The sequence below is a fragment of the Altibacter sp. genome, assembly GCF_019913785.1.
GTDB lineage: Bacteria > Bacteroidota > Bacteroidia > Flavobacteriales > Flavobacteriaceae > Altibacter.
In genome coordinates this window covers 1-26,169 of the sequence record NZ_JAIOHK010000039.1, presented here as the reverse complement: position 1 = coordinate 26,169, position 26,169 = coordinate 1, and the positions used below count along the sequence as shown (strand labels likewise).

The 26,169-nt window shown below is 41.2% G+C and carries 26 protein-coding genes, 1 tRNA gene and 1 pseudogene; 5 read left to right on the top strand and 23 right to left on the bottom strand.

The genetic code is table 11. The features are described from left to right. Positions 1 to 18: 18 nt before the first annotated feature. Positions 19 to 534, bottom strand: coding sequence for a hypothetical protein (locus K8F54_RS06645; protein WP_290788796.1), 516 nt, complete (start codon positions 532 to 534; stop codon positions 19 to 21). A 230-nt stretch (positions 535 to 764) separates the two neighbouring features. On the opposite strand from K8F54_RS06645, the gene K8F54_RS06640 reads away from it, so the two are divergent. Next, complete coding sequence (locus tag K8F54_RS06640) at positions 765 to 1,430, top strand: peroxiredoxin (RefSeq protein WP_290788794.1); 666 nt, start codon at positions 765 to 767, stop codon at positions 1,428 to 1,430. A gap of 103 nt (positions 1,431 to 1,533) precedes the next feature. On the opposite strand, the gene K8F54_RS06635 is transcribed toward K8F54_RS06640, so the two are convergent. The 18 genes from K8F54_RS06635 to mraZ all read right to left on the bottom strand — a co-directional run bounded on the left by K8F54_RS06635 (position 1,534) and on the right by mraZ (position 20,574). Beyond that, positions 1,534 to 2,505 (bottom strand): MlaD family protein, encoded by a 972-nt coding sequence (locus K8F54_RS06635; protein ID WP_290788791.1) that lies wholly within the window; start codon positions 2,503 to 2,505, stop codon positions 1,534 to 1,536. A 4-nt stretch (positions 2,506 to 2,509) separates the two neighbouring features. After that, a complete protein-coding gene (locus K8F54_RS06630; RefSeq protein WP_290788788.1) occupies positions 2,510 to 3,262 on the bottom strand; it encodes an ATP-binding cassette domain-containing protein in 753 nt (250 codons plus the stop codon). Further along, positions 3,262 to 4,044 (bottom strand): ABC transporter permease, encoded by a 783-nt coding sequence (locus K8F54_RS06625; RefSeq protein ID WP_290788785.1) that lies wholly within the window; start codon positions 4,042 to 4,044, stop codon positions 3,262 to 3,264. The genes K8F54_RS06630 and K8F54_RS06625 overlap by 1 nt, the downstream gene beginning before the upstream one ends. Before the next feature lie 306 nt (positions 4,045 to 4,350). Then, positions 4,351 to 4,424: transfer RNA gene (locus K8F54_RS06620), tRNA-Arg, on the bottom strand. 18 nt (positions 4,425 to 4,442) lie between these two features. Next, positions 4,443 to 4,895: a GatB/YqeY domain-containing protein gene (locus K8F54_RS06615; protein ID WP_290788782.1), complete on the bottom strand. Its 453-nt coding sequence runs from the start codon at positions 4,893 to 4,895 to the stop codon at positions 4,443 to 4,445. A gap of 124 nt (positions 4,896 to 5,019) precedes the next feature. After that, on the bottom strand, positions 5,020 to 7,107 hold the full coding sequence (gene ftsZ, locus K8F54_RS06610) for a cell division protein FtsZ (protein WP_290788779.1): 2,088 nt from the start codon (positions 7,105 to 7,107) through the stop codon (positions 5,020 to 5,022). A gap of 78 nt (positions 7,108 to 7,185) precedes the next feature. Then, the gene (gene ftsA / locus K8F54_RS06605; RefSeq protein ID WP_290788776.1) at positions 7,186 to 8,520 is read right to left on the bottom strand and encodes a cell division protein FtsA; all 1,335 of its coding nucleotides are present in this window, start codon (positions 8,518 to 8,520) and stop codon (positions 7,186 to 7,188) included. A gap of 3 nt (positions 8,521 to 8,523) precedes the next feature. Continuing rightward, positions 8,524 to 9,204, bottom strand: coding sequence for a cell division protein FtsQ/DivIB (locus tag K8F54_RS06600; RefSeq protein ID WP_290788773.1), 681 nt, complete (start codon positions 9,202 to 9,204; stop codon positions 8,524 to 8,526). Between the two features lie 25 nt (positions 9,205 to 9,229). After that, on the bottom strand, positions 9,230 to 10,585 hold the full coding sequence (locus K8F54_RS06595; protein WP_290788770.1) for a Mur ligase family protein: 1,356 nt from the start codon (positions 10,583 to 10,585) through the stop codon (positions 9,230 to 9,232). Next, the gene (gene murG / locus K8F54_RS06590; protein WP_290788767.1) at positions 10,582 to 11,679 is read right to left on the bottom strand and encodes an undecaprenyldiphospho-muramoylpentapeptide beta-N-acetylglucosaminyltransferase; all 1,098 of its coding nucleotides are present in this window, start codon (positions 11,677 to 11,679) and stop codon (positions 10,582 to 10,584) included. Before murG ends, K8F54_RS06595 begins: the two co-directional genes overlap by 4 nt. Next, positions 11,666 to 12,856: an FtsW/RodA/SpoVE family cell cycle protein gene (locus K8F54_RS06585; RefSeq protein ID WP_290788764.1), complete on the bottom strand. Its 1,191-nt coding sequence runs from the start codon at positions 12,854 to 12,856 to the stop codon at positions 11,666 to 11,668. The genes murG and K8F54_RS06585 overlap by 14 nt, the downstream gene beginning before the upstream one ends. 3 nt (positions 12,857 to 12,859) lie before the next feature. Beyond that, positions 12,860 to 14,197: a UDP-N-acetylmuramoyl-L-alanine--D-glutamate ligase gene (gene murD / locus K8F54_RS06580; protein WP_290788761.1), complete on the bottom strand. Its 1,338-nt coding sequence runs from the start codon at positions 14,195 to 14,197 to the stop codon at positions 12,860 to 12,862. Between the two features lie 2 nt (positions 14,198 to 14,199). Continuing rightward, positions 14,200 to 15,432 carry a phospho-N-acetylmuramoyl-pentapeptide-transferase gene (gene mraY, locus K8F54_RS06575; RefSeq protein ID WP_290788758.1) on the bottom strand — a complete coding sequence of 411 codons (1,233 nt, stop codon included), beginning with the start codon at positions 15,430 to 15,432 and terminating at the stop codon, positions 14,200 to 14,202. Between the two features lie 3 nt (positions 15,433 to 15,435). After that, positions 15,436 to 16,899, bottom strand: a complete 1,464-nt coding sequence (locus tag K8F54_RS06570; protein WP_290788755.1) for a UDP-N-acetylmuramoyl-L-alanyl-D-glutamate--2,6-diaminopimelate ligase — start codon at positions 16,897 to 16,899, stop codon at positions 15,436 to 15,438. Further along, positions 16,896 to 18,896 (bottom strand): penicillin-binding protein, encoded by a 2,001-nt coding sequence (locus K8F54_RS06565; RefSeq protein WP_290788752.1) that lies wholly within the window; start codon positions 18,894 to 18,896, stop codon positions 16,896 to 16,898. The genes K8F54_RS06570 and K8F54_RS06565 overlap by 4 nt, the downstream gene beginning before the upstream one ends. Positions 18,897 to 18,900: 4 nt before the next feature. Next, positions 18,901 to 19,218, bottom strand: coding sequence for an FtsL-like putative cell division protein (locus tag K8F54_RS06560; RefSeq protein WP_290788749.1), 318 nt, complete (start codon positions 19,216 to 19,218; stop codon positions 18,901 to 18,903). Then, the gene (gene rsmH / locus K8F54_RS06555; RefSeq protein ID WP_290788747.1) at positions 19,218 to 20,114 is read right to left on the bottom strand and encodes a 16S rRNA (cytosine(1402)-N(4))-methyltransferase RsmH; all 897 of its coding nucleotides are present in this window, start codon (positions 20,112 to 20,114) and stop codon (positions 19,218 to 19,220) included. The genes K8F54_RS06560 and rsmH overlap by 1 nt, the downstream gene beginning before the upstream one ends. Then, positions 20,101 to 20,574: a division/cell wall cluster transcriptional repressor MraZ gene (gene mraZ, locus K8F54_RS06550; RefSeq protein WP_290788744.1), complete on the bottom strand. Its 474-nt coding sequence runs from the start codon at positions 20,572 to 20,574 to the stop codon at positions 20,101 to 20,103. Before mraZ ends, rsmH begins: the two co-directional genes overlap by 14 nt. A gap of 200 nt (positions 20,575 to 20,774) precedes the next feature. Between mraZ and K8F54_RS06545 the strand changes: the two genes are divergently transcribed. Beyond that, on the top strand, positions 20,775 to 21,539 hold the full coding sequence (locus tag K8F54_RS06545) for an alpha/beta hydrolase (protein WP_290788812.1): 765 nt from the start codon (positions 20,775 to 20,777) through the stop codon (positions 21,537 to 21,539). Between the two features lie 9 nt (positions 21,540 to 21,548). Next, positions 21,549 to 22,154 (top strand): ribosome biogenesis GTP-binding protein YihA/YsxC, encoded by a 606-nt coding sequence (gene yihA, locus K8F54_RS06540; protein ID WP_290788741.1) that lies wholly within the window; start codon positions 21,549 to 21,551, stop codon positions 22,152 to 22,154. Here the strand turns inward: yihA and K8F54_RS06535 are convergent. Genes K8F54_RS06535 through gldB form a run of 3 tightly spaced genes read right to left on the bottom strand, consistent with a single transcriptional unit; the run spans position 22,129 to position 23,785 of the window. Further along, positions 22,129 to 22,497: a GTPase gene (locus K8F54_RS06535; RefSeq protein ID WP_290788738.1), complete on the bottom strand. Its 369-nt coding sequence runs from the start codon at positions 22,495 to 22,497 to the stop codon at positions 22,129 to 22,131. The two genes, yihA and K8F54_RS06535, sit on opposite strands and share 26 nt — an antisense overlap. After that, positions 22,497 to 22,829 (bottom strand): gliding motility protein GldC, encoded by a 333-nt coding sequence (gene gldC, locus K8F54_RS06530; protein ID WP_290788735.1) that lies wholly within the window; start codon positions 22,827 to 22,829, stop codon positions 22,497 to 22,499. Before gldC ends, K8F54_RS06535 begins: the two co-directional genes overlap by 1 nt. After that, positions 22,829 to 23,785 carry a gliding motility lipoprotein GldB gene (gldB, locus tag K8F54_RS06525; RefSeq protein ID WP_290788730.1) on the bottom strand — a complete coding sequence of 319 codons (957 nt, stop codon included), beginning with the start codon at positions 23,783 to 23,785 and terminating at the stop codon, positions 22,829 to 22,831. The genes gldC and gldB overlap by 1 nt, the downstream gene beginning before the upstream one ends. 108 nt (positions 23,786 to 23,893) lie before the next feature. Here gldB and nadE point away from each other — a divergent pair, with 108 nt between their 5' ends. Together nadE and K8F54_RS06515 are read left to right on the top strand one after the other, a co-directional pair. Further along, on the top strand, positions 23,894 to 24,685 hold the full coding sequence (gene nadE, locus K8F54_RS06520; RefSeq protein ID WP_290788725.1) for an NAD(+) synthase: 792 nt from the start codon (positions 23,894 to 23,896) through the stop codon (positions 24,683 to 24,685). 155 nt (positions 24,686 to 24,840) lie between these two features. After that, on the top strand, positions 24,841 to 25,473 hold the full coding sequence (locus tag K8F54_RS06515; protein ID WP_290788723.1) for a response regulator transcription factor: 633 nt from the start codon (positions 24,841 to 24,843) through the stop codon (positions 25,471 to 25,473). Here K8F54_RS06515 and K8F54_RS06510 read toward each other — a convergent pair. Beyond that, a pseudogene (locus K8F54_RS06510) lies at positions 25,474 to 26,169 on the bottom strand (DNA primase); the annotation flags it as partial.

The following is a 26,169-nucleotide window of genomic DNA, read 5'->3' as shown; positions in this document are numbered from 1 at the left end:
TGCATATTTGTTTGTCCTTTAATTTTTCTTTTCTAGAATTGTATCAATTCGCAAAATAACTTCCCGGGCCACATCCGGCATCTTGGAAAGTATCGACTCTCCTGTAATCGCATCGACTTCCGGCATCTTATAGCTGCCATTGCCCGAGGTGGTTACAACAACAATCTTATCAAGTTGGTATTTGTTTTGACCCACAAAAGCTGCTACCTCCATTGGAGGATCCCAATTCTCCCAGGTATGAAGTAGCACAATAACATCGTAGTCTTTCGAATCAATTTTAGGTAATGAGGTCACGTCGATCACTTCAATATAAAAAGAGCCTTCTTTATACTTTTCGATAACAGCAGTAGATAACGCTTCTTTAAACTCGCTACCCTGTGTGGCAATAAGCATTCGGTACTTCTCCATCGGGGAATTTATTTCCAGTTCTTCTACGATCTTCATAGAATAGGTATCCTTATACCAAACAAAAAATAAAAGAAGTAGTATTACAACCGAAACCAGTCCAATTCCTATACGCTTTTTCCATTTCATACGAAGCCCTTTAACAACATACCAAGGTAGGCTAGATTTTATCCAATAAAAATGACAAGCATCAGCTTTTCGGCAGCTTAGCCAATATGACAAATCTCATAGGAACGCCGTATAAATAAGGATAACTTTCAGAAATAATTAAGCTTGGCAAAATTTTGTTATGTAACATAAGTTGCTGAAGAAGTGCTTAATCTTCTATAATTTAGCTATATGATTTTAAAAAAGGTATTATGGAATTTACGGAAAGCGAATTGAACACCATGCCTAGAATAGGCGACAATGCTCCCGACTTTACAGCGGTTACAACCCATGGAAAGTTGAAATTTTCTGAATTTGCAGGAGGAAAATGGGTGATTCTATTTTCACACCCGGCAGATTTTACCCCTGTCTGTACTACAGAATTAAGTGGTTTTGCCGAACGAAAAGGAGAATTTGAAGCCCTTACTACCAAACTTATTGGTTTGAGTATTGATAGTATTCACTCTCACTTGGCGTGGGTAAACAACGTCAAAGAGAAAACCAATGTATATCTTGATTTTCCAATTATTGCCGATATTGATATGAAGGTGGCCAAACTCTATGGAATGTTACAACCAAATGAAAGCGAAACAGCGGCCGTTCGTGCAGTTTTTTTCATCGATCCATATCTTAAGATTCGGCTTATCATGTATTACCCCCTAAATGTAGGCAGAAATATGGACGAAATTTTACGCGCCTTGCAAGCACTTCAAACATCCGATAAGCATAAGGTGGCTTTACCTTTAAATTGGAAAAAGGGCGACAAGGTCATAGTGCCACCTCCCAAAACCTTAAAGGAAATGGAGGAAAGAATCGAAAATTCGTCCTACGAAAAAATAGATTTTTATTTGGCCAAGAAAGAATTGAACCTAAACTAGGTTGTTTCTAGTTTGAATTTGTTGATTTGAAATTAGGCAGGTTAATTTTATATAACCTGCCTTTTTTTATTGGTTTTAAACAATACGGGGTAGTGGGGTTCACTTAATTCTTTTTATTCTGTCGTTCCAGTTTTCTGAAATACCCTCTAAAGAAAAAATTGTGTTTTAAGGCTTCCATATTTTCATTAAGACGATAGGTAGCTTCCTTTATATTCGTGAGGGTAGAATCAAGATCTTTTACAAATTTTTCGTCCTGTGTAAGGTAGTTTAGAGTACCCTTACCTTCCTTAATTTCAGAAATATAGGTGCCCAAACTCCTAGTCATAGCTTCTATATTAACAGAAGATTGCTCAAGATTATCCACAACGGTTCTCATTTTTTGGGCCGAAGCGGTATCACTCAACAAAAGGCCTGCAACGCTTTCTTCATAATTAACCGAGGAAATAATACCATTGAGCTCGGCCATGGCCTTGGATGCGCTGGTACTGGCTTGTTTTAATTGAAAAACACTTTGTTTCAAGTCATCAGCCATAATTGAATCATTAATAAGCATCCCAACCGTCCCTTTGCCTTCCAACACCTTGTTTGTTATTTCCAAAAGTTCTGAAGTGAGGATCGCCGCATTTTCATTGGTGACATTTAGGGTGGTTAACATATCATCGGCGCCAATTTTGCTATAGGTTGCAATGGTATCTCCGGAAATTACAGATGGGAATTCACCTTTCCGCGGAATAATATTCACAATCATGCTTCCCACTAAACCATCCGATCCAATAGTAGCAATGGCATTTTTTTGAATACGTCCTCCTATTTTTTCACTAATGAGCATGCTCACAACAATCTGTGATTGCCCAGTCATTTCGATTCCAATGACGGTTCCGGCATTAATTCCGGAATAACGCACATTATTACCCAATTGCAATCCATTTACATTGGCAAATTGCGCATGCAATTTGATACTTTTTCCAAAGAGATTTTGCCTGTTTCCAATAAAATAAAGTGCCGATACCAATAAAACGGTTCCCAGGATGACAAATATCCCTAGTTTAATTTTTTGAGATGTTGATTTTTGCATACGATTACGATTTAAAAAAGGCTTTCACCTCTGGATCATTGGATTGAATAAGTTCCTCATAGGTTCCTTCGATATAATTTATTCCATCAATCAATAAAATGATTCGGTTGGAAATAACACGGGCACAATCTACATCATGCGTAATGATAAGAGAAGAGGTACCGTATTTTTTCTGAATGCTTCGCATTAATTGTATAATTTCGTTTGAAGTGATTGGGTCTAGGCCGGTTGTTGGCTCATCATACAGAATAATTTTTGGCTTTAAAATAAGCGCTCTGGCCAATGCAACACGACGTTTCATTCCCCCTGAAAGCTCTTCGGGCATGAGGTCGATCGCATGCGCCAATCCCACACTCTCCAACGCTTCCAACACCAACACTTCGTTCGTTTCGGTGATGTTGAGCTTTGCCTTATGTCTTCGCAAGGGAAACTCCAAATTCTCCCGGACGGTCATGGAATCGTACAAAGCGCTGCCCTGAAATAAAAACCCGATTTCCGTACGTAACACATCCAGCTCTTTCTGTCCCAAGGTGGTGATATCGTGATTCCGAATATGAATACTACCTCCATCGGCCTGCAGCAATCCAACCAAACACTTTATCATAACCGATTTCCCTGAACCCGATTTCCCCATCACCACGAGATTTTCTCCTTCAAAAAGCCGAAGATCAAACCCCTTAAGCACATGATTGTCCCCAAAGCTCTTCTGAAGGCCTTTCAATTCTAAAACTGGTTTTATGTGTGTAGGTTTATTCATCAGACTTCAAAAAATATATCGGAAACAAACACTGCAATAAAGTCAATCACAAAAAGTAACATCGAGGTATAAACCACTGCCGAATTGGAGGCCTCTCCTACACCTACTGTTCCCTTTTTACAATGATACCCCTTATAACATCCTATCAAACCAATTGCAAATCCGAAAAAGAACGATTTTACCGTAGCGGGTAGGATATCACTAAATTTTAAGGCATCGAACACCTGATTGAAATACAGCTGATACGAAACGGCCCCTTTTAAATTTTCAACAATGGCAGAGCCAATCAGTGCAATAGTATCGCCGAAAACTATTAGAAGCGGCAGCATGAGTGTCGTAGCGACAATACGAGTCACCACCAAATACTTAAATGGATTTGTACCCGATACTTCCATAGCATCAATCTGTTCGGTAACACGCATCGACCCTAACTCGGCACCAATGCCCGAACCTATTCTCCCTGCACAGATAAGCGCAATAATAACCGGACCAATCTCCCGTACGATCGAAATACTCACCATGGACGGCATCCAGGATTCGGCTCCAAATTCCATCAAAGTAGGACGGGACTGAAGGGTAAAAACCAATCCGAGGATAAAACCGGTCACTCCTACCAACAAAAGGGATCGGTTACCCATGTGATAACACTGCCGCATTAATTCCTTGAACTCAAAAGGCTTGGTGAATACTTCCTTGAAAAAGCGCAGCGCAAAAAAGGAGATATCCCCTATTTCAATAAAGAATGCTTTCGTTTTCTGAAATATTTGAAGTGAAGCCGCCATGGTGTATCGAACCCTTTGATTCCAAAGATAGTAGCCGCTCTACCCTTATAATATGATATAAGTCAGGTTTGTTTTATCCTATCTCTTTTAAAAGAAAGCAATCGCGGTGAATTTGCTAAAAGAGCTGAATCAAAACCGTGAAAAAGGGATTACAGATCCCTACAACGATCCCCTTTGCAAATACTAAGTCCACAACGCCATAGGCGTTGCGCTTTTTGTTTTCCTCCAAAATGTGGAAGCCTAGCTTCCATTTCTTCGGAAAACAAAAAGTCCTGCAACCTTGGTTGCAGGACTTAGTGCTTGTAGTGACCGCGGAGGGATTCAAACCCCCAACCCTCAGAGCCGAAATCTGATATTCTATTCAGTTGAACTACGCGGCCTCTTTTATTTAGTGTTATTTAGTTAGAAAGTCTCGATTTCACAATAGTAGAGATCGTTTTTCCATCTGCCTTTCCGGCTAGTTTTGCATTGGCCATCCCCATCACCTGTCCCATATCTTTCATAGAGGAAGCTCCTGTCTGCGCAATTACCTCATCAACAATCTTTGCGACTTCTTCTTCGCTCAGCTGTTCCGGTAAAAACTGTTCAATGACAAGGGCCTCTGCTATTTCAGGTTCAGCCAAATCGGCTCGTCCCTGTTCATTGTAAATGGCTGCACTATCCTTACGTTGCTTTACCAGTTTCTGCAATAATTTGATCTCCTCATCCTCAGATATTTCGGCTTTTGCCCCACTTTCTGTCTGTGCCAACAAAATAGCCGATTTAACCGAACGCAATGCCTGTAACGCCACCGTATTCTTTTCTTTCATCGCCGTTTTCATGGCTTCCATTACCTGGTCTTGTAAGCTCATTTTTCTATTTTTAAATAGAATGCGAAGATAGACAATCTACTCGTATTGCAAAAGTTGTTTTGGTGTAAAAAAAATCCGAATGCCCTTTAAAAAACATTCGGATCTCAACGTGTTACAGTTTGGATTAATCTACATTATCGTGTAAAAATGAATTGTTGGATCGCAATTCTATATCGTCATCGTCATCTGTATTTACAGAGGTTCGCGACATATTGGTATCGGTTTTATTGGTATCGTCCAAATCGATTCCCATGCGCTTATAAGCCGGTTGCTTTTCAATCTCATCAATCTTCGAAGCGCTGTTTCTAAACTTATAATTAAAGTCCTTCATTGTCTTTTTACGCTCCTCGGTACGGTCACGGAGAATTTTTGAAATAGGCGCATTGAGCGGATCGACAGGTTCATTGACATCCGGCTCGGGTGCTTCGGGAGCCTCGATGGTCTTTTTTTCAAAAACAATCTCTTCGTCTACTTCTTCCTGCTTTACTTTCGAAGGCTTTGCTTCGTTCAGCATGGTTTCCATTTCCTGATAGTCGTCCAAACTATATCGCTTCACACCCGTTCCCGAAAATTCAGTAACAGGCACCACTTCTACATGGTCCTTTACCTCGATCTCTTCGATACGTGACGTCATAATTTCAGGGGCTTCCTCTGCTTTCTTCTGTTCTTTTTTTGCTTCGGAAGTATCCAAAACCGGGAGATCGAACATAAGGATCTGCTCTTCACTTTCTGAAGGAGTCTCAATAACGGATGCTTCCTGTTTTTTTGAAGCTTTTACATCGACCACTTCTTCGTCTGCTTCAAATTCAACTTCAGAAATAATTATTTCCTCCTCCTTGGGTTTTGCATTCGGCTTCACAATTACAAAATCATTCACATCGATTTCGTTGATAAAAACTTGCTCAAATTCGGCCAAATGATGAATATCTATCGCCTCGTAGGTGACGTCCAAATTCTTGATCAATTCGGAAGTTTTAATAAACCCCTCAAACGGTACATCCAATTGTGCTTTTTCGGCTTCCTTGTCATCGTCTTCAAACAAGGTATGCTTAATAATAGGCCCTGCCACCTTTTCTTTCTTCGCCACCTGCGGTGCGGTGGTACTTTGTACTGGCAGTTCTACCGAAGATGCCGTTGGCTTGGCCGTTAACACCTGTTCGGCTCGTTGTTCATCCTCCAGCGTATGAATGATCTTCTTGGACTCGGTATTTACGATCTCATGCTGCTGTTCGGCGTTGAAGCCTGTAGCAATAACCGTAATCGAAATGGAACCTTCTAAGCTTTCGTCCTCGCCAACCCCCATGATAATATTAGCGCTATGCCCGGCCTCATCCTGAATATAATCACTGATTTCCCCAATCTCATCGATGGTAATTTCCTCACTGCCCGAAACAATTAAAAGTAGTACGTTCTTGGCTCCTCTAATTTTGTTATCGTTTAATAAGGGCGAATCCAATGCTTTGCTAATGGCAATCTGTGCTCTGTTATCTCCTGTGGCATTTGCACTTCCCATAATAGCCGTCCCACTGTTGGATAAAACGGTTTTGGCATCGCGTAAATCGATGTTTTGCGTATAGTGATGTGTAATTACTTCGGCAATTCCACGTGCAGCCGTTGCCAATACCTCATCGGCCTTTGAAAACCCGGCTTTAAATCCAAGATTCCCATAGACTTCGCGTAATTTATTATTGTTGATGACAACCAAAGAATCTACATTTTGGCGTAAATTTTCAACCCCTATCTGCGCCTGATCGTTTCTAATTTTCCCCTCAAACTGAAACGGAATCGTCACGATACCCACCGTAAGGATATCCATTTCCTTCGCCATTTTTGCAATGATAGGTGCAGCACCCGTGCCTGTTCCACCTCCCATACCGGCGGTAATAAAGATCATTTTGGTATTGGTAGACAACATATTCTTAATCTCTTCGAAGCTCTCCACGGCCGATTGCTCTCCAATTTTAGGGTTGGCTCCGGCACCTAGTCCCTCTGTTAAAGACATTCCTAATTGTATCTTAACCGGGACGGGGCTGTTCTCCAAAGCTTGTGCATCTGTGTTACAAATAACAAAGTCAACACCCTTAATGCCTTGGCTGAACATATGGTTAATGGCATTGCTTCCGCCACCACCAACGCCAATGACCTTAATCACATTGGATTGATTTTTTGGCAGATCGAATGAAATGTTGTCAAATTCAGTTTTGCTGCTCATATGTTTGGTTTTGTGAGGTTTTATAATCTATTTTTTTGCCGAAATTTTCATTAGGGCGCTTTTATATCAATTTGTTTCTTATTCGGCGTTATCCAAAAACTCTTTAAATTTTTCCGCCCACTTATCAAAAAAGCGTTTACGCTCCTTTGGTGTTTCTTCTATTTCTTCCTCTGCTTCCTGCTTCATCGCTTCTTCCTTCGTCATCTTCGAAGCTTCCATTTCTTTAAAAGGCTTGGCCTGTGTAAAACGAGCCTTGACCTGCAATCTATTCAACACTAATCCAACTGCCGTGGCGTACATAGGGCTGGTCGCTTCCGCATCACTATCCCCCGCCAAATGTTCATTTGGGTAGCCAATACGCGTGTCCATGCCGGTAATATACTCGGTCAATTGTTTTATATGCTGTAATTGCGCACCTCCTCCGGTAAGGACAATCCCCGCAATCAATTTTTTCTTTTGCTCTTCGTGACCGTAATTCTTAATTTCCAAATACACCTGTTCAATAATCTCTACCACGCGTGCGTGAATGATCTTCGAAAGATTTTTAAGTGTAATCTCTTTTGGTTCTCTTCCTCGCAATCCGGGAATAGAAACTATTTCATTGTCTTTATTTTCGCCTGGCCAAGCCGAACCAAACTTAATTTTAAGCAATTCTGCTTGTTTTTCTATAATGGAACAGCCTTCCTTGATGTCTTCGGTAATTACATTTCCACCAAAAGGAATTACGGCAGTATGCCGAATAATACCATCCTTAAAAATTGCCAGGTCGGTGGTCCCACCCCCAATATCAATTAGGGCAACGCCTGCTTCTTTTTCTTCCTGACTTAAGACCGCATTTGCCGAAGCCAGAGGTTCTAGGGTAATTCCGGAAAGTTCTAAACCAGAACTTTTCACACATCGACCAATATTTCGGATGGAGGAAACCTGACCAACAACCACATGAAAATTGGCTTCCAATCGGCCGCCATACATCCCTATAGGTTCTTTAATTTCTGCTTGACCATCTACTTTGAAATCCTGTGGTAAAACATGAATAATCTCTTCGCCAGGTAACATCACCAATTTGTGAACCTGATTGCACAACCGATCAATATCGTCTTCATCGATGACCTCATCGCTGTTGTTTCGAGTAATATAATCACTGTGTTGAAGACTTCTAATATGTTGTCCTGCAATACCCACGATGACATCTTCAATCTTCATTCCCGAAGAAGTTTCGGCATCTTGCACCGCCTGTTGAATGGATTGGATGGTCTGGGTGATATTATTTACCACACCTCGATGCACCCCCAAACTTTTGGACTTCCCAATACCCAAAATTTCTACTTTGCCATATTCGTTTTTCTTCCCAATCATGGCGACAATCTTGGTGGTCCCAATGTCTAATCCTACCGCAATGTTATCGTTTTCCATTCCTTATTTTTTTGTGGCTACCACCTGGCTATCAAACTCTAAATTCACCAAGCTATATCCTGTAAGCGTACTGTCCAATTGTGTTTTTTTATAAAAAGCTTTAAAATTTTGAAATTTCTTTTCTATCATTTCCGGTCGTCCAAACTGTACCCTAAAATCATGCTTTCTCAGCTTTAAATCGATGGTGCCATCTTTGTTAACATGCAAACCAACGACGCTCTTTTTCATAAACGGATCATCATTAATTTTTAATAGCAGCGGCGTTACTTCTTTAAAATTTGAAGCCGACGATCCGGTAATTATCGGTACTCTTGATGAGTAGACTAACGACAGCGGCATCTTCTTTCCATCAGAATCCAGGTAATAATTCGGCGAAGCGGCAACCCGCCCAATAGGGTTTCGCTGTTCAATTTTCGCCCCTAACAACCCGTCAACCGTCATAAAAACCTCAGCATCACGAATCATAGGGTTTTTCAAGAGCCTGTCCTCCATCTCTTTCAAAACTAAAGTTTCTTTATCGATACTCGTAAGGCTATCACTATTTTGTATTAACAATTTATTAACCGTCTGAAGTGTGATAAATGGGTCGTTTTCATCCAAAAATTCGATATCTATTTTGGTGATTTTTCGTGTTTCATTTCGTTTTTTTGTAAAGCTGAAAAGGAACACGATCAACGCCGTCAAAACTAAAAATTTAAAGAAGCCCCAGTTAACTCGCATCGTTCAATATTTTTGTTAGTTTAGTCACTTCTACACCTATATCTCCTGCTCCTACCATGAGTTTTATACGACAATCCGACTCCTTTATTTTTTGAGGTAAATTGCCTTTAGAAACCAATTGCTTTTCTGATGCCGAAACCTGATCTAGCAACCATTTGGAACTTATACCCTCCATAGGTTCTTCCCTTGCTGGATAAATTTCTAACAAGATCACCTCATCGAACTGAGAAAGGCTTTTTGCAAATCCCTGTCCGAAATCTCTTGTTCTACTGAACAAATGCGGCTGAAAGACGATCAGTTTTTTATCTGCCGGGTACATTTCGGTCACGGCTTGGTACAGGGCATCAATTTCGGTGGGATGGTGTGCATAATCATCGATCAACACCAAATCATCTCGCCTAATGCGATATGAAAAGCGTCGTTGTACTCCCTTAAACGATTGTAAAGCTTCGGGCAGACCCGGTGTTGGGATTCCGGAAAGAATGGCCATGCCCAAAGCTGTTACCGCATTGTGTAGGTTATGATGTCCGGGGAGATTAAACACTAAATTTTTTATGGTTTCATTCGGAGTTTTTAGATCGAACACATAGCTTCCGTTTTCGATGCGCACGTTTTGTGCTTCATAATCGGCTTCCTCGGCTACGGCAACCGATTGTCCTTCCAGCGGAAGTCCTTTCTTGTATAATAGGTTTTCTTTTTTCGGCAGTAATTTTGCAAAGCTTTTAAAGGCATCTTCGATCGTAGCGGCATCACCATAAATATCCAAATGATCGGCATCCATAGACGTGACGCAGGCAATATCGGGCCGTAATGTTAGAAAAGAACGGTCAAACTCATCGGCTTCGACAACGGTTATTTCGGTACCCTTGCTGATAAAATTTGAATTGTAATTTTCGGCTATCCCACCTAGAAAAGCAGTCACAGGCATATCACAAGCAGCCATCAAATGACCCAATATGGCCGAAGTAGTTGTTTTACCATGTGTTCCCGCCACAGCAAGGCATACGCTATTTTTGGTGACTTCGCCTAATAAGGTAGCACGCTTTACTACCGAATAGCCTTCAGCTAAAAAATAGGTTAAGATTTCACTCGCCTTTGGAATCGCGGGAGTATAAACGATTAATGAATTTTCCTTAGCTTGAATGGCATCAGGTAAGGCAGAAACACTGTCTGTAGAAATTATTTCAATACCTTCCAGGATCAGTTGATCGGTTAACTCGGAAGGTGTTTTATCATAACCGTACACCGACTTCCCCAATAGTTTGCAATAGCGCGCCAAGGCACTCATGCCTATTCCGCCGATGCCTACAAAGTAGAAGTGCTGTATGTCTTTAATATCCTTCATGTAGAAATTTTCAGCAAGGTTTCAATTTCGGCTACAATGGCTTTTGTAGCATTGGGTCTTGCCAGTTTCTTTATATTTTCTCCGAGCATTCGCTGTTTTTCTTCTGAATGCAATAGTGCTACGAATTCTGTTTTAAACCGCTCGTCCAGTTCACTTTCCTTTAGTAATAACGCTGCTTGTTTTTCTGAAATTGCCAAGGCGTTCTTGGTTTGATGGTCTTCCGCCACATTTGGGGAGGGAATGAATACCACCGGCTTCCCTACCAAACACAATTCTGAAACAGATAAAGCCCCTGCTCTGGAGATAATCATATCTGCAGCAGCATAGGCAAGATCCATCCTGTTTAAAAAAGCATGTATCTGCACTAGATTGGTTGTTTTCTGCATATAGGCGGCTTCATAAAACTTCCCACACTGCCAGATCACTTGCAAGTTGTGTTCAGCAAAAAGCGGAAGTGACTTTTCAATCAACTCATTGATCTTTCGAGCGCCTAAACTTCCTCCCAGCACCAATAATGTTTTTTTATCGCTGTTCAGTTTAAAGAATTGAATAGCTTCTTCTCGCTTTGAATTGATCTCCAACAGATCCTGCCGTACCGGATTACCGGTTATTACCATCTTTTCCCGCGGGAAAAATCGCTCCATTCCCTCATAGGCAACACAGATCTTCTGCACCTTCCCGGCCAACCATTTATTGGTGATTCCCGCATGGCTGTTCTGCTCCTGAATAAGACAAGGAATCCCCTTGTTTGAAGCCACTTTTAACAAAGGAGCGCTCGCATAACCTCCGGTCCCTATGGCCACATCGGGCTTAAACTTCTTAAGGATCTTTCCCGATTTCAGCAAACTGGAAACCAGTTTTATCGGAAATGCTAAATTTTTTGCGCTCAGGCTTCGTTGCAAACCCGAAATCCACAAGCCTTCAATCTTATAACCGGCTTGAGGCACCTTTTCCATTTCCATCCGATCTTTGGCCCCTACAAATAAAAATTCAGCATTGGGAAAACGCAATTTTAATTCATTCGCAATAGCGACTGCCGGGTAGATATGACCCCCGGTTCCACCTCCTGATATGATAAATCTATATGGCCTCACTTAAAATATCTAATGGATTTTCTTCCTGACTTTCCTTTTTTACAATTTCTCGTTTTGCGCTGACGCTCAAAACCATGCCCAATGCCATACAGGTTACCCAGATAGCACTTCCTCCACTACTTATAAGCGGCAGTGTTTTTCCCGTTACCGGAAATAATTCTACAGCAACCCCCATATTAATCAGTGCCTGAAATACTATAGGCAGTCCAACACCGATGACCAACAGCCTCCCAAAGACCGAAGTGGCCTTATAGGCGACGATCACTAACCGAAATAACAAGAACAGATACAAGAACAATAAAAATAGCCCCCCTAACAGTCCAAACTCCTCTACTATGATTGCGTATATAAAATCGGAGGAAGACTGGGGTAAGAAATTCTTCTGAATACTTTTTCCCGGGCCTAAACCGGTAATTCCTCCTGAGGCAATGGCAATCTTCGCCTTTTCAATTTGGTAGTCAGCCTCTGTATCTTCATCGTTTGTAAAATTATCGATCCTGCTCATCCAAGTATCCACTCTGTTTGGAAACACTCCCGGAAATGCCTTGGCGGTCAACACAAATAGGGTGAGCATCAAGGCGCCTGCGCCTAAAATTATCATCATGTATTTCCAAGGATAACCTCCAACGAATACCAGCATAACAACCATGGCAAAGATGATGGCAGCGGTGGATAGGTTGGCGGGTAAAATCAATCCCAATACTAAAAATACAGGTACCCAAAGCGGCAACAAGGTTTCTTTGAAGGTAACGTCTTTATCCTTTATACGGGACAGATATCTGGCGACATAGGTAAGCAAAACAACCGAAGCCAATACCGATGTCTGAAAGGTAACACCCACGAAAGGAATTCGTATCCACCTACTAGCATTTGCCCCGTCAATGGTAGCACCTTCCGATAAGGTGATAATCAACAACACAATAACAATAGGCAATGCAATGATAGACAACCCTCTAAAATAGTGATACGGAATTTTATGAACCCCGTACAATATGGCAAACCCAAGTAATAAATGCGCAAAATGCTTCAACAAAAAAGGAAGTGTACTTCCGTCGCCGTATAAATAGGCCAAATTACTACTGGCACTATAAACCGGCAAGAAAGAAAACAATGCCAGTAGCGCAACTACTGCCCAAATTGCTTTGTCCCCTTGTATATGTTGAAAAATGGTTTTCATATATTATAAGTTCCTCACAGCGTCTTTAAATTGGCGGCCTCTGTCTTCATAATTTTCAAATAGGTCGAAACTGGCACAGGCGGGAGACAGCAACACATTATCTCCACGATCTGCCAATCGATAAGCCACTTGCACAGCGTCTTTCATCGATTCGGTCTCAATCATAAGTTCAACTACATTTCCGAAGGCATTTATTATCTTTTGATTGTCTACACCCAAACAAATAATCGCCTTCACTTTTTCATTGACCAACGGTAAAAGTTCGGTATAATCGTTTCCTTTGTCTTCTCCACCAACAATCCAAACGGTAGGTGACTCCATACTGTCTAATGCATAAAAAGTGGCATTGACGTTGGTCGCCTTTGAGTCGTTGATATAGAGTACTTTGTTAATTTTTAACACCTTTTCCAAGCGGTGTTCTACGCCCGGAAAGCTCTCTAAACATTCCCGAATGGTAGTTTTCCTAATTTTTAGCAAGGTAGCGACAGTAGAAGCCGCCATTGCGTTTTTCAAATTGTGTTGTCCTGGTAATCCAAGTGTTGCGATTGACATAGTGAGATTTGTATTTTGTATTGTTAGAATTATGTTATTGTCTTTTATATATGCTCCTTCTTTGAGTTCTTTTTTTACTGAAAAAGGCAGTAGTTGAGATTTTATGGGATGCTTCTGAAGCCATTTGTCAATTTCTTCATCATCGGCGTCATAGATGAAATAATCATCTTTCGTCTGATTCATTACAATCCTGAATTTGGAAGCGATATAGTTTTCATATTTGTATTCATACCGATCCAAATGATCCGGACTTAAATTGGTTAGCACGGCAATGTGTGGTCTAAATGACTCGATGCCGTCCAATTGAAAACTACTTAGCTCCAATACGAAATGTTGGTAGCGCGCTTCCGAAACCTGCTCGGCAAAGCTTTTTCCGATATTGCCTCCAAGCGCCACATTGAGCCCTCCTTGCTTAAGCAACTCATACGCAAGAGTAGCCGTGGTGGTCTTTCCATTACTTCCCGTAATTCCAACGATGGTAGCTTCGGTGTAGGCTGAGGCAAACTCAATTTCAGAAATAATCCGTACTCCTTTTTCTCTGAGCTTTTTTATGATAGGCGCCTTTTCGGGAATCCCCGGGCTCTTCATTATTAGGTTTGCTGAAAGCACTTTTTCTTCCGAATGACCACTTTCTTCCCATTCAATCTCATGATGTATAAGAACTTGTTTGTATGCTTCTTTTATTTTTCCAAAGTCCGAAACAAACAGCTCGAACCCCTTCTTTTTTCCTAAAATGGCCGTTCCCACTCCACTTTCTCCGGCACCTAATATGACCAGTCGTTCTGCCACGTCTATCTAATTTTTAAAGTCACAATCGTTAAAATCGCGAGAAATATGCCCACGATCCAAAATCGGGTAACAATCTTGCTCTCGTGAAATCCTTTTATTTGATAATGATGGTGTAACGGAGACATCCTGAATATCCTTCGGCCTTCTCCATACTTCTTCTTCGTATACTTGAACCAGCTCACCTGCATGACCACCGAGAGGTTTTCCATTAAGAAAATTCCGCAGAGAATAGGAATGAGCCATTCCTTCCGAATGGCAATTGCGATCACAGCGATAATTCCACCTATGGTTAAACTACCTGTATCCCCCATAAACACCTGAGCCGGAAACGCATTATACCATAAGAATCCAATAAGTGCTCCTGTAAACGCCATAATGAAAATGGTCATTTCGCCTGTATTGGGTATGTACATGATGTTCAAATAATCTGAAAACACCACATTCCCCGACACCCATGCAAAGATGGCCAGTGTGACTGCGATGATGGCCGAAGTTCCGGCCGCCAAACCGTCTATCCCATCGGTAAGGTTCGCCCCGTTAGATACGGCGGTTATGATAAAGATTACGATGGGTATAAAAATCAGCCAGGCATAGCTCTTATAATCATCTCCGGCCCAGGTGATCAATCGTTCATAGTTAAACTCGTTGCCTTTCACAAAAGGGATGGTGGTTAACAATGTCTTTTCTTCAGGATAAAACTCCCGGACGCCACTTTGTGCGATGACCTCTGTGTCGTTTACCGATTTAATCTTCTGTCGCTTTACTGTGATATCCGGATGGAAGAACATGGTCACACCCACGATGATACCAAGTCCAACCTGCCCAACTACCTTATACCTTCCGGCCAGCCCGCCCTTGTCGTTTTTAAACTTCTTTATATAGTCGTCAATAAATCCAATGGTACCCATCCACAGCGTGGTGACCAATAACAGGATGACGTAAATATTTTCTAATTTGGCGAATAAGAGCACCGGTATGATCGTGGCAAGAATAATGATCACACCTCCCATTGTAGGGGTTCCGGCCTTTTCATTTTGCCCTTCCAATCCTAAATCTCGAATTGTTTCACCCAATTGTTTCTTCTGTAAATATTTGATGATCTTTTTTCCGTATACGGTGGCGATAAATAGTGAAAGTATGACTGCCAGAGAGGCTCTGAATGTTATAAACTGAAACAAACTCGCCCCCGGCAATTGGTACATTTTTTCTAAATATTCGAACAAATAATACAGCATAGGCTATTTATTTAGGGCATGAATAAGTTGATTCACTATTTTAAAATCGTCAAAATCAAAGCGCTCCCCGTTGATCTCCTGATAGGTCTCATGACCTTTTCCGGCCACCAAAATAATATCACCAGGTGATGCAATTTGACAAGCGGTCTTGATGGCTTGCTTTCTATCGGAAATCGATAAGGTCTTCTTAAAATGTGCTGGAGAAACTCCGGCTTCTATCTGTGAAATGATCGTTTCGGGATCTTCACTCCTGGGGTTATCACTTGTGAAAATTACCTTGGTACTCAAGGTGGCGGCTATATTGCCCATGGCCGGACGCTTTTCTGCGTCGCGATTACCACCACAACCCACAACGGTAATCACCTCTTCGTTTCCGGTGCGGATGCTATTGATGGTTTCCAATACATTTTTTAATGCATCGGGTGTATGTGCATAGTCGACAATGGCGGTAATATTGGTTTCAGAAACCGTATATTGAAACCTTCCATCCACACTTTCCAGCGTACTCATTAATTGAAGCACTTCTAAAGATTCTAAACCCAGCAATTCGGCGGTTGCATAAATCGCCAACATATTGTACGCATTGAAATTGCCTATCAGTTTTACCCAAAGCTCGTTGTTATTGATCTTCAGCAAAAGACCTGTAAACTGATTTTCGAGAATCTGCGCCTTATAGTCTGCATATGATTTTAAGGCATAGGTATATTTTTTGGCATGGGTGTTTTGAAGCATTACCAACCCATTCTTATCATCTACATTCACCAGTGCGAAGGCACTTTTAGGCAGCATATCGAAGAATGTCTTTTTAACATCCCGGTATTCGGCAAAATCCTTGTGATAATCCAGATGGTCATGGGATAGATTCGTAAAAACTCCCCCTGCAAATTTTAAGGCTTCGGTTCGTTTTTGATGAATACCGTGCGAACTTACCTCCATAAAACAAAATTCGATGCCAGCGTCTACCATTTCGCGTAAAAACCTGTTTATGGTGAGCGAATCCGGCGTGGTATGAGTTGTATTGTATTGGGTTTTTCCAACCATTACCTTCACTGTAGAAAGCAGGCCGGCCTCATATCCTGCAGCGGTAAACAACTGATACAACAAGGAAGTAATTGTTGTTTTACCATTGGTTCCGGTCACACCTACCAATTTCAAGGTCTCCGAAGGATTGTCATAAAAATTGGCCGCCATATACGCCAAAGCTCTTTGGGAATCTGCTACTTGTACATAGGTAATTCCATTGATGGTTGTTTCAGGAAGTTCCTCGCAAATAATGGCAATAGCTCCTTTGTCACAGGCCATTTTAATAAACCGATGTCCATCGGAAAGCGTTCCTTTAATTGCCACAAAAACATCATCCAAACCCACCTTTCTGGAATCGAAAGCAATATTTCGGATCGCCACAGACGTATTTCCCACCACCTTCTCGATAGTTACTTTATAGAGTATGTCCTTTAATAGAATCACGATAATTTTAAAACAATTTGACTTCCTTTTTTTAGTGGTTCCCCCTGTGGAATTGATTGATCTGACACCGTTCCATTTCCAATCAATTTCACCTTAAGTCCTAAATTTTCTAACAATGAAACAGCGTCCATTCCAGCCATTCCGGTCACATTTGGAATTTTCTTATATTGCTTTTGCACCTTGGCAAAATAGTTTTCAAAATCATGCTTAATTAGGGCGTCTTCGCTATCCACATTGGCAATTTCGATCACTTCGGGAGCATCGGTAAAAATCTTTTGCGCAATTCGTTTAAACACTGGACCCGAGACGTCTGCTCCGTAATACCCCTTCTTAATACTGGGTTTGTGAATAACCACAATGCATGAATATTTCGGATTTTCAGCTGGAAAATAACCCGCAAAAGAAGAAACATAACGTCGGTTGCTTTGCCAATCGGCCATCCAGTACTCGGTCTGTGCTGTTCCTGTTTTTCCGGCCATCGAGAAATCAGCCGAATACAAAGATTTTCCGGTACCTCTTTTAACTACATTTGTTAGAATTGCCTGTATTTCTTTAATTGTTTTTTCAGAACAGATCTTGGGGTTGATTACTTTTGTACCATAGACGTCCACCTTTTTATTCCACGCCCGAACTTCCTGAATAAATCTAGGTTTCACCATAACCCCATTATTTGCAATTGCGTTATAAAAGGTCAAGGTTTGTAGCGGCGTAAGTCGTAAATTATAGCCATACGCCATGGAGGGTAGCGCATTTTTACTCCATTTTGAATGCCCCGGCTCGGGAATAAATGGTATGCCCTCGCCTTTAATAGCAACTCCCGTTTTTTCAGTGAGGTGCCAGCTTTTTAGTCGGTCGATGAATTTATTAGGGTTTTTAGCATAATTCTCGTCGATAAGAGTCGCCAACCCAATATTCGAAGAGACTTCTAAGGCCTTCGCAGCCGAAATCTTTCCATAACCCCCGCGATGCGAATCGTATATCTTACGGCGGTAGAAAGTTTTTACCCCTTCTTTGGTATCTATGACGGTCGATGTATCGATCACCTTATCTTCCAAAGCAGCCATTAAGGCCATGACTTTAAAGGTAGAGCCCGGCTCGTGGGATTCACCAACCCCATAGTTCAGTTTTTCGTAATAGGTACCATCGCTTGTTCGTCCTAAATTGGAAACCGCCTTTATAGCACCCGTAGAAACCTCCATAACCACAACAGTGCCGTGTTCGGCTTCATAATACTCCAACTGCTTCAACAAGGCATGGTGTGCGATGTCCTGAATATTCACATTGATGGTCGAAACAATATCGTACCCATCCATCGGCTCAATTTCATTATCGTCGTACACAGGTTTCCACTGTCCTTTTGCAATCTTCTGCTTTAGTCTCCTGCCCTCTTTTCCGCGTAAAAATTCGTCGAAGGCCCCTTCCAAGCCCACTGAATAATATCCGGGTTTATCCTTTCGCTGATTCCCAACAGTGCGTTCAGCAATCTTTCCCATGGGATGTTCTCTCACAGTTCGCTGGTCAACGATTATCCCGCCCTTATAAGGTCCTAGATTGAAGAGCGGCATTTGTTTCACTTTTATATAATCTGAATAGCCTAAATTCTTTACTACCAGCATATAGCGGTTCTTTTGAGCGCGTGCTTTTCGGAAGTTATTTTGGTAATAAGAAGCCGGCTTTCCAAACATTTTAGCTAGCTCCTTGGAAAGTGGCACCAGCTGTGTCTTAAAATCTTCGGCAGTAACGGTTACAGCGTCGAACCGGATATCGTATTTGGGCACCGACGTAGCTAATAGGCTTCCGTCATCGGCATATACATTGCCCCTATTGGCAGGAATTACGAAGTTTTTGGTTGTGTTTTTTAAGGCAAGTTCACGGTATTTATCCCCTTCAGCAAACTGAATCTTAACCAATTGCACCACAACCGCTATCGCGAAGATGAACATACATCCGGCGACAATATACAAGCGGTTTAATATGTTCTTTTCAGCTATGGGCACCGTACTATTCTTTAGTTGTTATCTTAATTTTTTGCGGGGGCGTAACCGAAGGTTCCAAACCCCGCTTGGCCATAGCCGCTATAATCTTACTTTCCATTTTCGTTTGCATCAGCCGCATTCGCACATCTACATATTCACTTTTCAGCTCTTTTACTTCGTTGTTTAACTGAGCTATACGATGAACTTTTTTGTCGGCGCTATGCGAACTTGCGATCATAATCAAGGCCAACACCGATAGGAAAATGATAAAGCGCCAATTTTTGAACGCATCATCGCTTACCAAAAACTTTCCTTTTACGATATTGTAAAAATTCTTTTTCATTATAATTTTTCGGCCACACGCAGTTTTGCGCTACGCGCCCTGTTGTTGTCTCTTATTTCTGCTTCGGAAGGGATTTTAAATTTCCCCACAAGTTTAAAAGGAACCTCTACTCTTCCGAAGACATCCTTTTCGGGTTCTCCTTCAAATAGTCCGCTTCGCATAAAGCGTTTTACCAATCGATCTTCCAGAGAATGGTAGGAAATCAAACTCAATCTTCCGCCGGGTTTTAAAACCTCGGGTGTTTGAAGCAAAAACTCCTTCAAGGCCTCCAATTCTTGATTTACTTCAATTCGAATGGCCTGATAGATTTGCGCCAAGATCTTATTCTCCTTGTGCTTCGGAAGAAAACGTCCTAACGCCTTTTTCAACTGCTCACTGGTTTTGATGGGTTTATGCAACCTGGCTTCGGTGATACTTCTTGCCATCCCGGTCGCAGCTTTTAGTTCGCCATATTGAAACAGTACGTTGCGTAGTTGAGACTCCTCGTATTTATTTACTACATCAAAGGCCGAAAACGCGCTATTCTGATCCATCCGCATATCGAGATCGGCTTCAAAACGGGTAGAGAATCCACGTTCAGCTTCGTCAAATTGATGTGAAGAGACACCAAAGTCGCCTAAAATTCCGTCTACTTGGCGATATCCATGAAATCGTAAGAAGCGCTTAAGAAAGCGGAAGTTTTCATTAACCAATAAAAACCTAGGATCGTCGATAGCATTCCTAAGCGCGTCTTTATCTTGATCGAAAGCGATGAGCTTCCCTGTATCTCCAAGCCTGCTTAAAATTTCACGGGCGTGTCCCCCGCCGCCAAAAGTAACATCCACATAAACCCCATTGGGCTGGATGTTTAAACCGTCTACCGTTTCTTTTAATAATACCGGTTTATGATATTCCATTAGCAGTATCACTAGCATCTCCCATTACTTCCTCAGCCAAATCTGCAAAATCATTGGCAGCATCGTCAATGGCCTGTTCGTATTTAACTTTATCCCAAATCTCAACAATATTGATCGCCGATGAGATTACTATATCTTTAGAAATTCCCGCAAAGGACAAGAGGTCCTTTGGGATCAATAATCTCCCGGTTCCATCCAGCTCGACCGTTTTGACACCGGCGGTAAAACGCCTGATAAAATCGTTGTTCTTGCGGTTGAAGCGGTTGAGCTCCCCCATCTTACCCATTAATGCATTCCACTGGTCCATAGGATACATTTCTAGGCAGGGTTGAAAAACTGCCCGTTTAATCACAAAGCCTTCGGTCATTACCGGAGTGAGTTGCTTCTTCAGAGGAGCGGGCACCATAAGCCTTCCTTTGACATCTGCTTTGCACTCGTATGTCCCTATTAGGTTGAGCATTAAGAGGTTTGTTTTGGTGAATTTTAGATTCAAATATAAAGAACTTTTACCACATTTTACCACATTTTACCACAATGTTGATAAGTTTTACCACTGACTGTTTCCAACAGAAACGATTTTTCAAGCTGATACGTAAATTATTAATTGAATCGGTGAAATAAATTTATGTACTTTTGCCATTGCTAATTGCATTAACCGGAATGACGAATCAACTTAAGAAAGAAGGAAAATTCAGCTATGTAGAATTGGGGGAAGGCACACCAATTATTGTGCTTCACGGACTTATGGGCGGCTTGAGTAATTTTGATGGAGTAACGTCATTTTTCCCTCCAAAAGGGTATAAGGTCTTGATTCCCGAATTGCCCATCTACAAAATGTCTTTGATAAAGACCAATGTCAAGAATTTTGCAAAATATGTGTCCGAATTTATCGACCACAAGGGGTTTGAAGAGGTAATTCTACTTGGAAATTCTCTGGGGGGTCATATTGGACTTTTATGCACCAAACTTTACCCCGAAAAGATTAAAGCGCTAGTGATTACAGGAAGTTCGGGTCTTTACGAAAGCGCCATGGGAGAAAGCTATCCCAAACGAGGTGACTACGATTACATTCAGAAAAAAGCTGAAAATGTCTTTTACGATCCAAAAGTAGCCACAAAAGAAATAGTAGACGAGGTATACGCCGCAGTGAACGATCGCAACAAGTTAATACGGACACTTGCCATTGCAAAAAGTGCCATTCGGCATAATATGTCAAAGGACCTTCCTCAAATGAAGACACCTACCTGTATTATTTGGGGTGAGAATGACAACGTAACGCCTCCCGAAGTTGCCAAGGAATTTCATGAATTGCTTCCCGATTCGGACTTGTTTTGGATTGAAAAATGTGGACATGCTGCCATGATGGAACATCCCGATGAATTCAACGACCTACTTTACGCCTGGTTACAGAAGCGAAACTACTAATTTTACCGCATGCAGATCAAATCGGCAGAATTTATAATGAGCAACAGCGATGTTGCCAAATGCCCTAAAGATAGACTTCCAGAGTATGCCTTTATCGGCAGATCGAATGTTGGGAAATCGTCCCTCATCAATATGTTAATGCAGCGAAAGAGCTTGGCAAAAACGAGTGGTCGTCCAGGAAAAACGCAATTGATCAATCATTTTCTAGTAAACAAAAACTGGTATCTGGTCGATTTACCGGGTTATGGTTACGCCAGGGTTTCAAAAAGTGCAAAGAAGACCTTTCAGAAATTTATTACCGACTATTTCAGCAAAAGAGAACAACTGGTGATGGCCTTCGTTTTAGTGGATTGTCGCCACGAGCCGCAACCCATCGATTTGGAATTCATGCATTGGATGGGGGAAAATCAAATTCCCTTTGGAATCGTCTTTACCAAGGCAGATAAATTAAAGCCCAACGCATTAAAACGCAATATCGAAGCCTATAGTAAGAAAATGTTGGAAACCTGGGAAGAAATGCCCTTATATTTCGCGACTTCGGCAAGTAATACTTTGGGACGAGATGAGTTGCTTCGGTATATCGACTCGGTCAATCAGGAGTTGCACGCTTCATAATTGCTTCGATGAGTGCTTCGGAAGTGGTAAATCCATTTAATTCTTCCGTAGTGATAAACACCTCAAACTCACCATTTTTTTCAGAAAGAACTATCGGAAACTCGAATTTTGAAAGCCATTTCGAATTGAATTTCTTTTTAAATTCATCTCTGTGATAAAACTCCAGTTGTAAGGGCGAATTCTCCCGAAACGTTTTCCACAAATCGTCTTCGGTAAAAACCCCAAAAGTGATGGTACATAGATTACAATTGTAGGTGGAAGGATTTGTGATTTTATGCAAACTATCCAAGACGGCATTCATCTTACCCGAATTGGCGTTGTATACAAAAAGGAGTCGATCCATTATTTTTTAAGTTCTAATTTTTCAGCAAAATAATCACAAAAATCGCGCATGGTAGCGGTCATTTTTTCGTCATTGGTCGCACGATGAAATGTATCGGACATGGCGCTCAAGGTTTGGTGAAAAAAGATCTTCATTTCGTCCAACGGCATGTCTTTGGTCCAAAGATCAATACGCAGGGCTTCCTTGTTCTTATGATCCCAAACCGACAGAAAAATGGCCTTGGCCTCTTCGTTTGAAACCCCACCATCTTCTGCCGTCCATTTCAGTGTTTCAGGAATCTTATTTTCGTCTAGTGAAACTTTTATGTTTATGTCTGAAGTATGCTTTGCCATTATTTTTTTGGTTTATATTTTGAATTTGTAAACAGTTCCTCAGCATCCTGGATAAGCAGCTGCTGTACAGTGGTTGGGTTATTTTCCATATAGGATCGCACGATTTGCCATCCCAGGTAACGCCCCGTCATTCCCGGGGATTCGTTGTCTATTTCCAGATAAAATTTAGAAAATGGCGCCGGATTAATAAAACGAGGCGGTAACTTGGCATCGGTGCTATATAAAAGTTCATTTTCAACAAAATAACGCCACATTTCTACTTCGTTGTCGCCTACCCAAGTAAACTCCTCATTGGTATACCCAATTTTTTCGTTATCGGGTACATCAGGCAGCCATAAATCTTTCAAATAGAGCAGTTTTCCGTAGTAGATCATTTGTGCTAAGAGTGACCGCTGCCGTGGATGTGACACCAATTGTCGCGCATATTCGTTGGCAACATCCGGGATAATCTGAGACGCTCTGAAATTTTTAACTAAGTACTGCTGAATTCCTTCATAAAAGGGATGTGTTTCCCCCAAATAGGTATCCAATGAGATGATGAGCAAATCGTTGGCAACAATCACTTTGTTTTTGTAATCCACATCGGAGGTGGTTGTATAGACTATCGGAGTCTTAAACTGCGGGAAATAAAACTTTATATGCTGAAAAAGATGCATAAGTTCTTCTTCCATGACGGTTTCTTCGGGGAATTTCTTTTCTACTTCCTGATGTAATTGTTGCTGCAGCGTATCCTGTAAGCGCGACACCCAGATACTATCCGGGTATTGTTCAGGAAAAAAAATAGGATACTCTTGTTTTAGTCTTGGAAGGTCTGAAGGCCCTGAAGCACCAAACACCTTATCGAAACGTTTGATCGTGACATCCACGGGAATCATGTCAATTTCTTTCTCAAGCCCCGACTTCGAATCACATCCTAAAAATCCAAAAATAAGTAATAGAACGATGTAATATTTCATATTAGAAACAGTTTGGCAAGTGTTTAACGTCATTCCCTTTTGTAAATTTTACTTTTAACTTACTTTTGTTTTGCAAAGGTATTATTATAAACACATAAACCACATAAAATGCAGACCGAAAAAGTAGTGGATCACATTGTAAATTGGCTTAAAACCTATGCTGTCAATGCAAAAATGGATGGATTTGTGATAGGTGTGAGTGGTGGTATAGATTCTGCTGTTACCTCTGTCCTTTGTGCGCGCACCGGACTTCCTACACTTTGTGTTGAAATGCCAATTCATCAAGCGCAAAGCCAAGTGACACGTGCTCAGGACCACATTGCGCAACTTAAAAATAGCTTTGCCAATGTGACCGATGTACGGGTGGATCTTACCCCCGTTTTTGAAGCATTTAAAAAACAAGCTCCTTTCTCAAAAGACAATACGCTGTTAGACCTAAGTCTGGCCAATACCCGGGCTCGATTGCGCATGACCACCCTGTACTATTTTGCGGGGCTACATCGCTACCTTGTTGCCGGAACCGGTAATAAAGTGGAAGATTTTGGAGTAGGTTTCTTTACAAAATATGGTGATGGCGGCGTGGATGTAAGTCCGATAGCGTCTCTGCTAAAAAGTGAGGTATATGAAATTGGACGGAATTTGAATATTTCTCCGTCTATTTTAAAAGCAGCTCCAACCGATGGCCTTTTTGGAGATAGTCGTACGGATGAAGACCAAATTGGCGCGAGTTATGACGAATTAGAATGGGCCATGAATATGCTGGAAACCGGAAGAAAAAGCGCCTCTTTTTCGGGGCGTGAAAAGACCGTTTTTGATCTTTACACAAAACTGAATAAAGCCAACCAACACAAGATGACCCCTATTCCTGTCTGTGAAATTCCTACAGCTTTAAAAGAATAACCGTTATTTAACGAGTTTTCATGAAGTTGAACGAAATTAATCCGAAGTGATTTATCTTTTTTTTAGATTTGATTTGTAGTATAAATATTACAAAAACCTCACACTTCAAGCAGTTGTTTGTTTTAAGTGTCTTTCTGTTACAAAAAGACTATAAAATGAAGAAAATCTTTATTGCAGATCATCATCCGGTTACGCGCAAGGGCATAGCGTGTATGCTAAAAAAGAACGCTAATTATTCCATTATCGGTAAAGCGAATAATGGAGACGAATTATATAAGTGTTTACAAGATACCGAACCGGATATCCTAATCATGGAGATCGACATGCCACATATAAACGGTATCAATGCCTTGAGAAGTATTAAAACGGAATTTCCAAAAATGCGCGTTCTAATTTTTTCTACCCATCCGGAAGAGATTTATGCCTTGCGTTCAATTAAATCGGGTGCCGCAGGATATGTCCCCAAAACCGCTTCCACAAAAGTTTTCTTAAAAGCATTAAAACAGATTGCCAAAGGAGGTATCTTCTTAAACGAAGAACTTACCTCTACCTTTACCAGCCGAAATGTAGGTGAAACTAGTGCGATAAGTCGCTATAAGAAACTCTCTTCCCGTGAAATAGAAGTACTTAATTTACTCTCAAGTGGGAAGCGAAATAAAGACATTGCAAATGCGCTTAATATCAATGAAAAGACAGTAAGCACCTACAAGACCCGTTTGTTAAAAAAATTAAAAGTAGACAATTTGGCCGATCTTATCCATCAGTCCAGAATGTTTCAGTTTGGGTAATTACAATACCCTGTTAAGTTTTTCTGAAAGCACCGTTCGAAGTGTATTATAATCGCGTATATGTTCAAGTAAGGTTTGCCTTTCTTCGTTTCCTTCCATTTTCAATTCTGCCGCCAATTCTACAATCTTTAACGACACCAGATGTCTTCTTAAATTCAAAATAGTTTCGCTCACCAACTGCGGAATACTCTGATCCTTTTCTTTTACGTAGATCTCCTTCCCTTCCCAATTGTGCAATTGATACTTTTCCTCTTCCATTAAGATATGGCTAATCGTCGCTGCTTTTTCAGGGTCTAATTCGTTGACCAAATTATTAATTTGAAACTCCTCGTCCAGATTTAGCTTTGTAATAAGTTCGTAATACACTCCCTTAAAGCTCTCATTGGCAAATTCAATTTCATCTTCCTGAAGGTCTAGGTAAATCTTTTCAAACACCTTCGCTTTTACGATTTCCGGTTTAAAAGCAATTCCCCCTTTTTCATCTGCCTCGAGGATAAGGTCCTCAAAGTCTTCTTCTATATTTCCATACAACAATAGCAACTCGATTATTTTTCGCTCCAATTCAAACTGAACATCCACCTTCTCGGCGGTTTTTGTTTCTGAAAGAATTACTTCAAATCCTTGGGTTGTGGGCTGACTTTTTTTCGATGCATCCCTTTTTTCTTTCTGAAGCAGCTGCGCCAAGGTGTTAAAGAG

Bases quoted from the DNA above. Each gene is read 5' to 3' on its own strand.
- K8F54_RS06645 (WP_290788796.1), bottom strand. From the start codon at position 534: ATGAAATGGAAAAAGCGTATAGGAATTGGACTGGTTTCGGTTGTAATA.
- K8F54_RS06640 (WP_290788794.1), top strand. From the start codon at position 765: ATGGAATTTACGGAAAGCGAATTGAACACCATGCCTAGAATAGGCGAC.
- K8F54_RS06635 (WP_290788791.1), bottom strand. From the start codon at position 2,505: ATGCAAAAATCAACATCTCAAAAAATTAAACTAGGGATATTTGTCATC.
- K8F54_RS06630 (WP_290788788.1), bottom strand. From the start codon at position 3,262: ATGAATAAACCTACACACATAAAACCAGTTTTAGAATTGAAAGGCCTT.
- K8F54_RS06625 (WP_290788785.1), bottom strand. From the start codon at position 4,044: ATGGCGGCTTCACTTCAAATATTTCAGAAAACGAAAGCATTCTTTATT.
- K8F54_RS06615 (WP_290788782.1), bottom strand. From the start codon at position 4,895: ATGAGCTTACAAGACCAGGTAATGGAAGCCATGAAAACGGCGATGAAA.
- ftsZ (WP_290788779.1), bottom strand. From the start codon at position 7,107: ATGAGCAGCAAAACTGAATTTGACAACATTTCATTCGATCTGCCAAAA.
- ftsA (WP_290788776.1), bottom strand. From the start codon at position 8,520: ATGGAAAACGATAACATTGCGGTAGGATTAGACATTGGGACCACCAAG.
- K8F54_RS06595 (WP_290788770.1), bottom strand. From the start codon at position 10,585: ATGAAGGATATTAAAGACATACAGCACTTCTACTTTGTAGGCATCGGC.
- K8F54_RS06585 (WP_290788764.1), bottom strand. From the start codon at position 12,856: ATGAAAACCATTTTTCAACATATACAAGGGGACAAAGCAATTTGGGCA.
- mraY (WP_290788758.1), bottom strand. From the start codon at position 15,432: ATGCTGTATTATTTGTTCGAATATTTAGAAAAAATGTACCAATTGCCG.
- K8F54_RS06560 (WP_290788749.1), bottom strand. From the start codon at position 19,218: ATGAAAAAGAATTTTTACAATATCGTAAAAGGAAAGTTTTTGGTAAGC.
- rsmH (WP_290788747.1), bottom strand. From the start codon at position 20,114: ATGGAATATCATAAACCGGTATTATTAAAAGAAACGGTAGACGGTTTA.
- mraZ (WP_290788744.1), bottom strand. From the start codon at position 20,574: ATGCTCAACCTAATAGGGACATACGAGTGCAAAGCAGATGTCAAAGGA.
- K8F54_RS06545 (WP_290788812.1), top strand. From the start codon at position 20,775: ATGACGAATCAACTTAAGAAAGAAGGAAAATTCAGCTATGTAGAATTG.
- yihA (WP_290788741.1), top strand. From the start codon at position 21,549: ATGCAGATCAAATCGGCAGAATTTATAATGAGCAACAGCGATGTTGCC.
- K8F54_RS06535 (WP_290788738.1), bottom strand. From the start codon at position 22,497: ATGGATCGACTCCTTTTTGTATACAACGCCAATTCGGGTAAGATGAAT.
- gldC (WP_290788735.1), bottom strand. From the start codon at position 22,829: ATGGCAAAGCATACTTCAGACATAAACATAAAAGTTTCACTAGACGAA.
- gldB (WP_290788730.1), bottom strand. From the start codon at position 23,785: ATGAAATATTACATCGTTCTATTACTTATTTTTGGATTTTTAGGATGT.
- nadE (WP_290788725.1), top strand. From the start codon at position 23,894: ATGCAGACCGAAAAAGTAGTGGATCACATTGTAAATTGGCTTAAAACC.
- K8F54_RS06515 (WP_290788723.1), top strand. From the start codon at position 24,841: ATGAAGAAAATCTTTATTGCAGATCATCATCCGGTTACGCGCAAGGGC.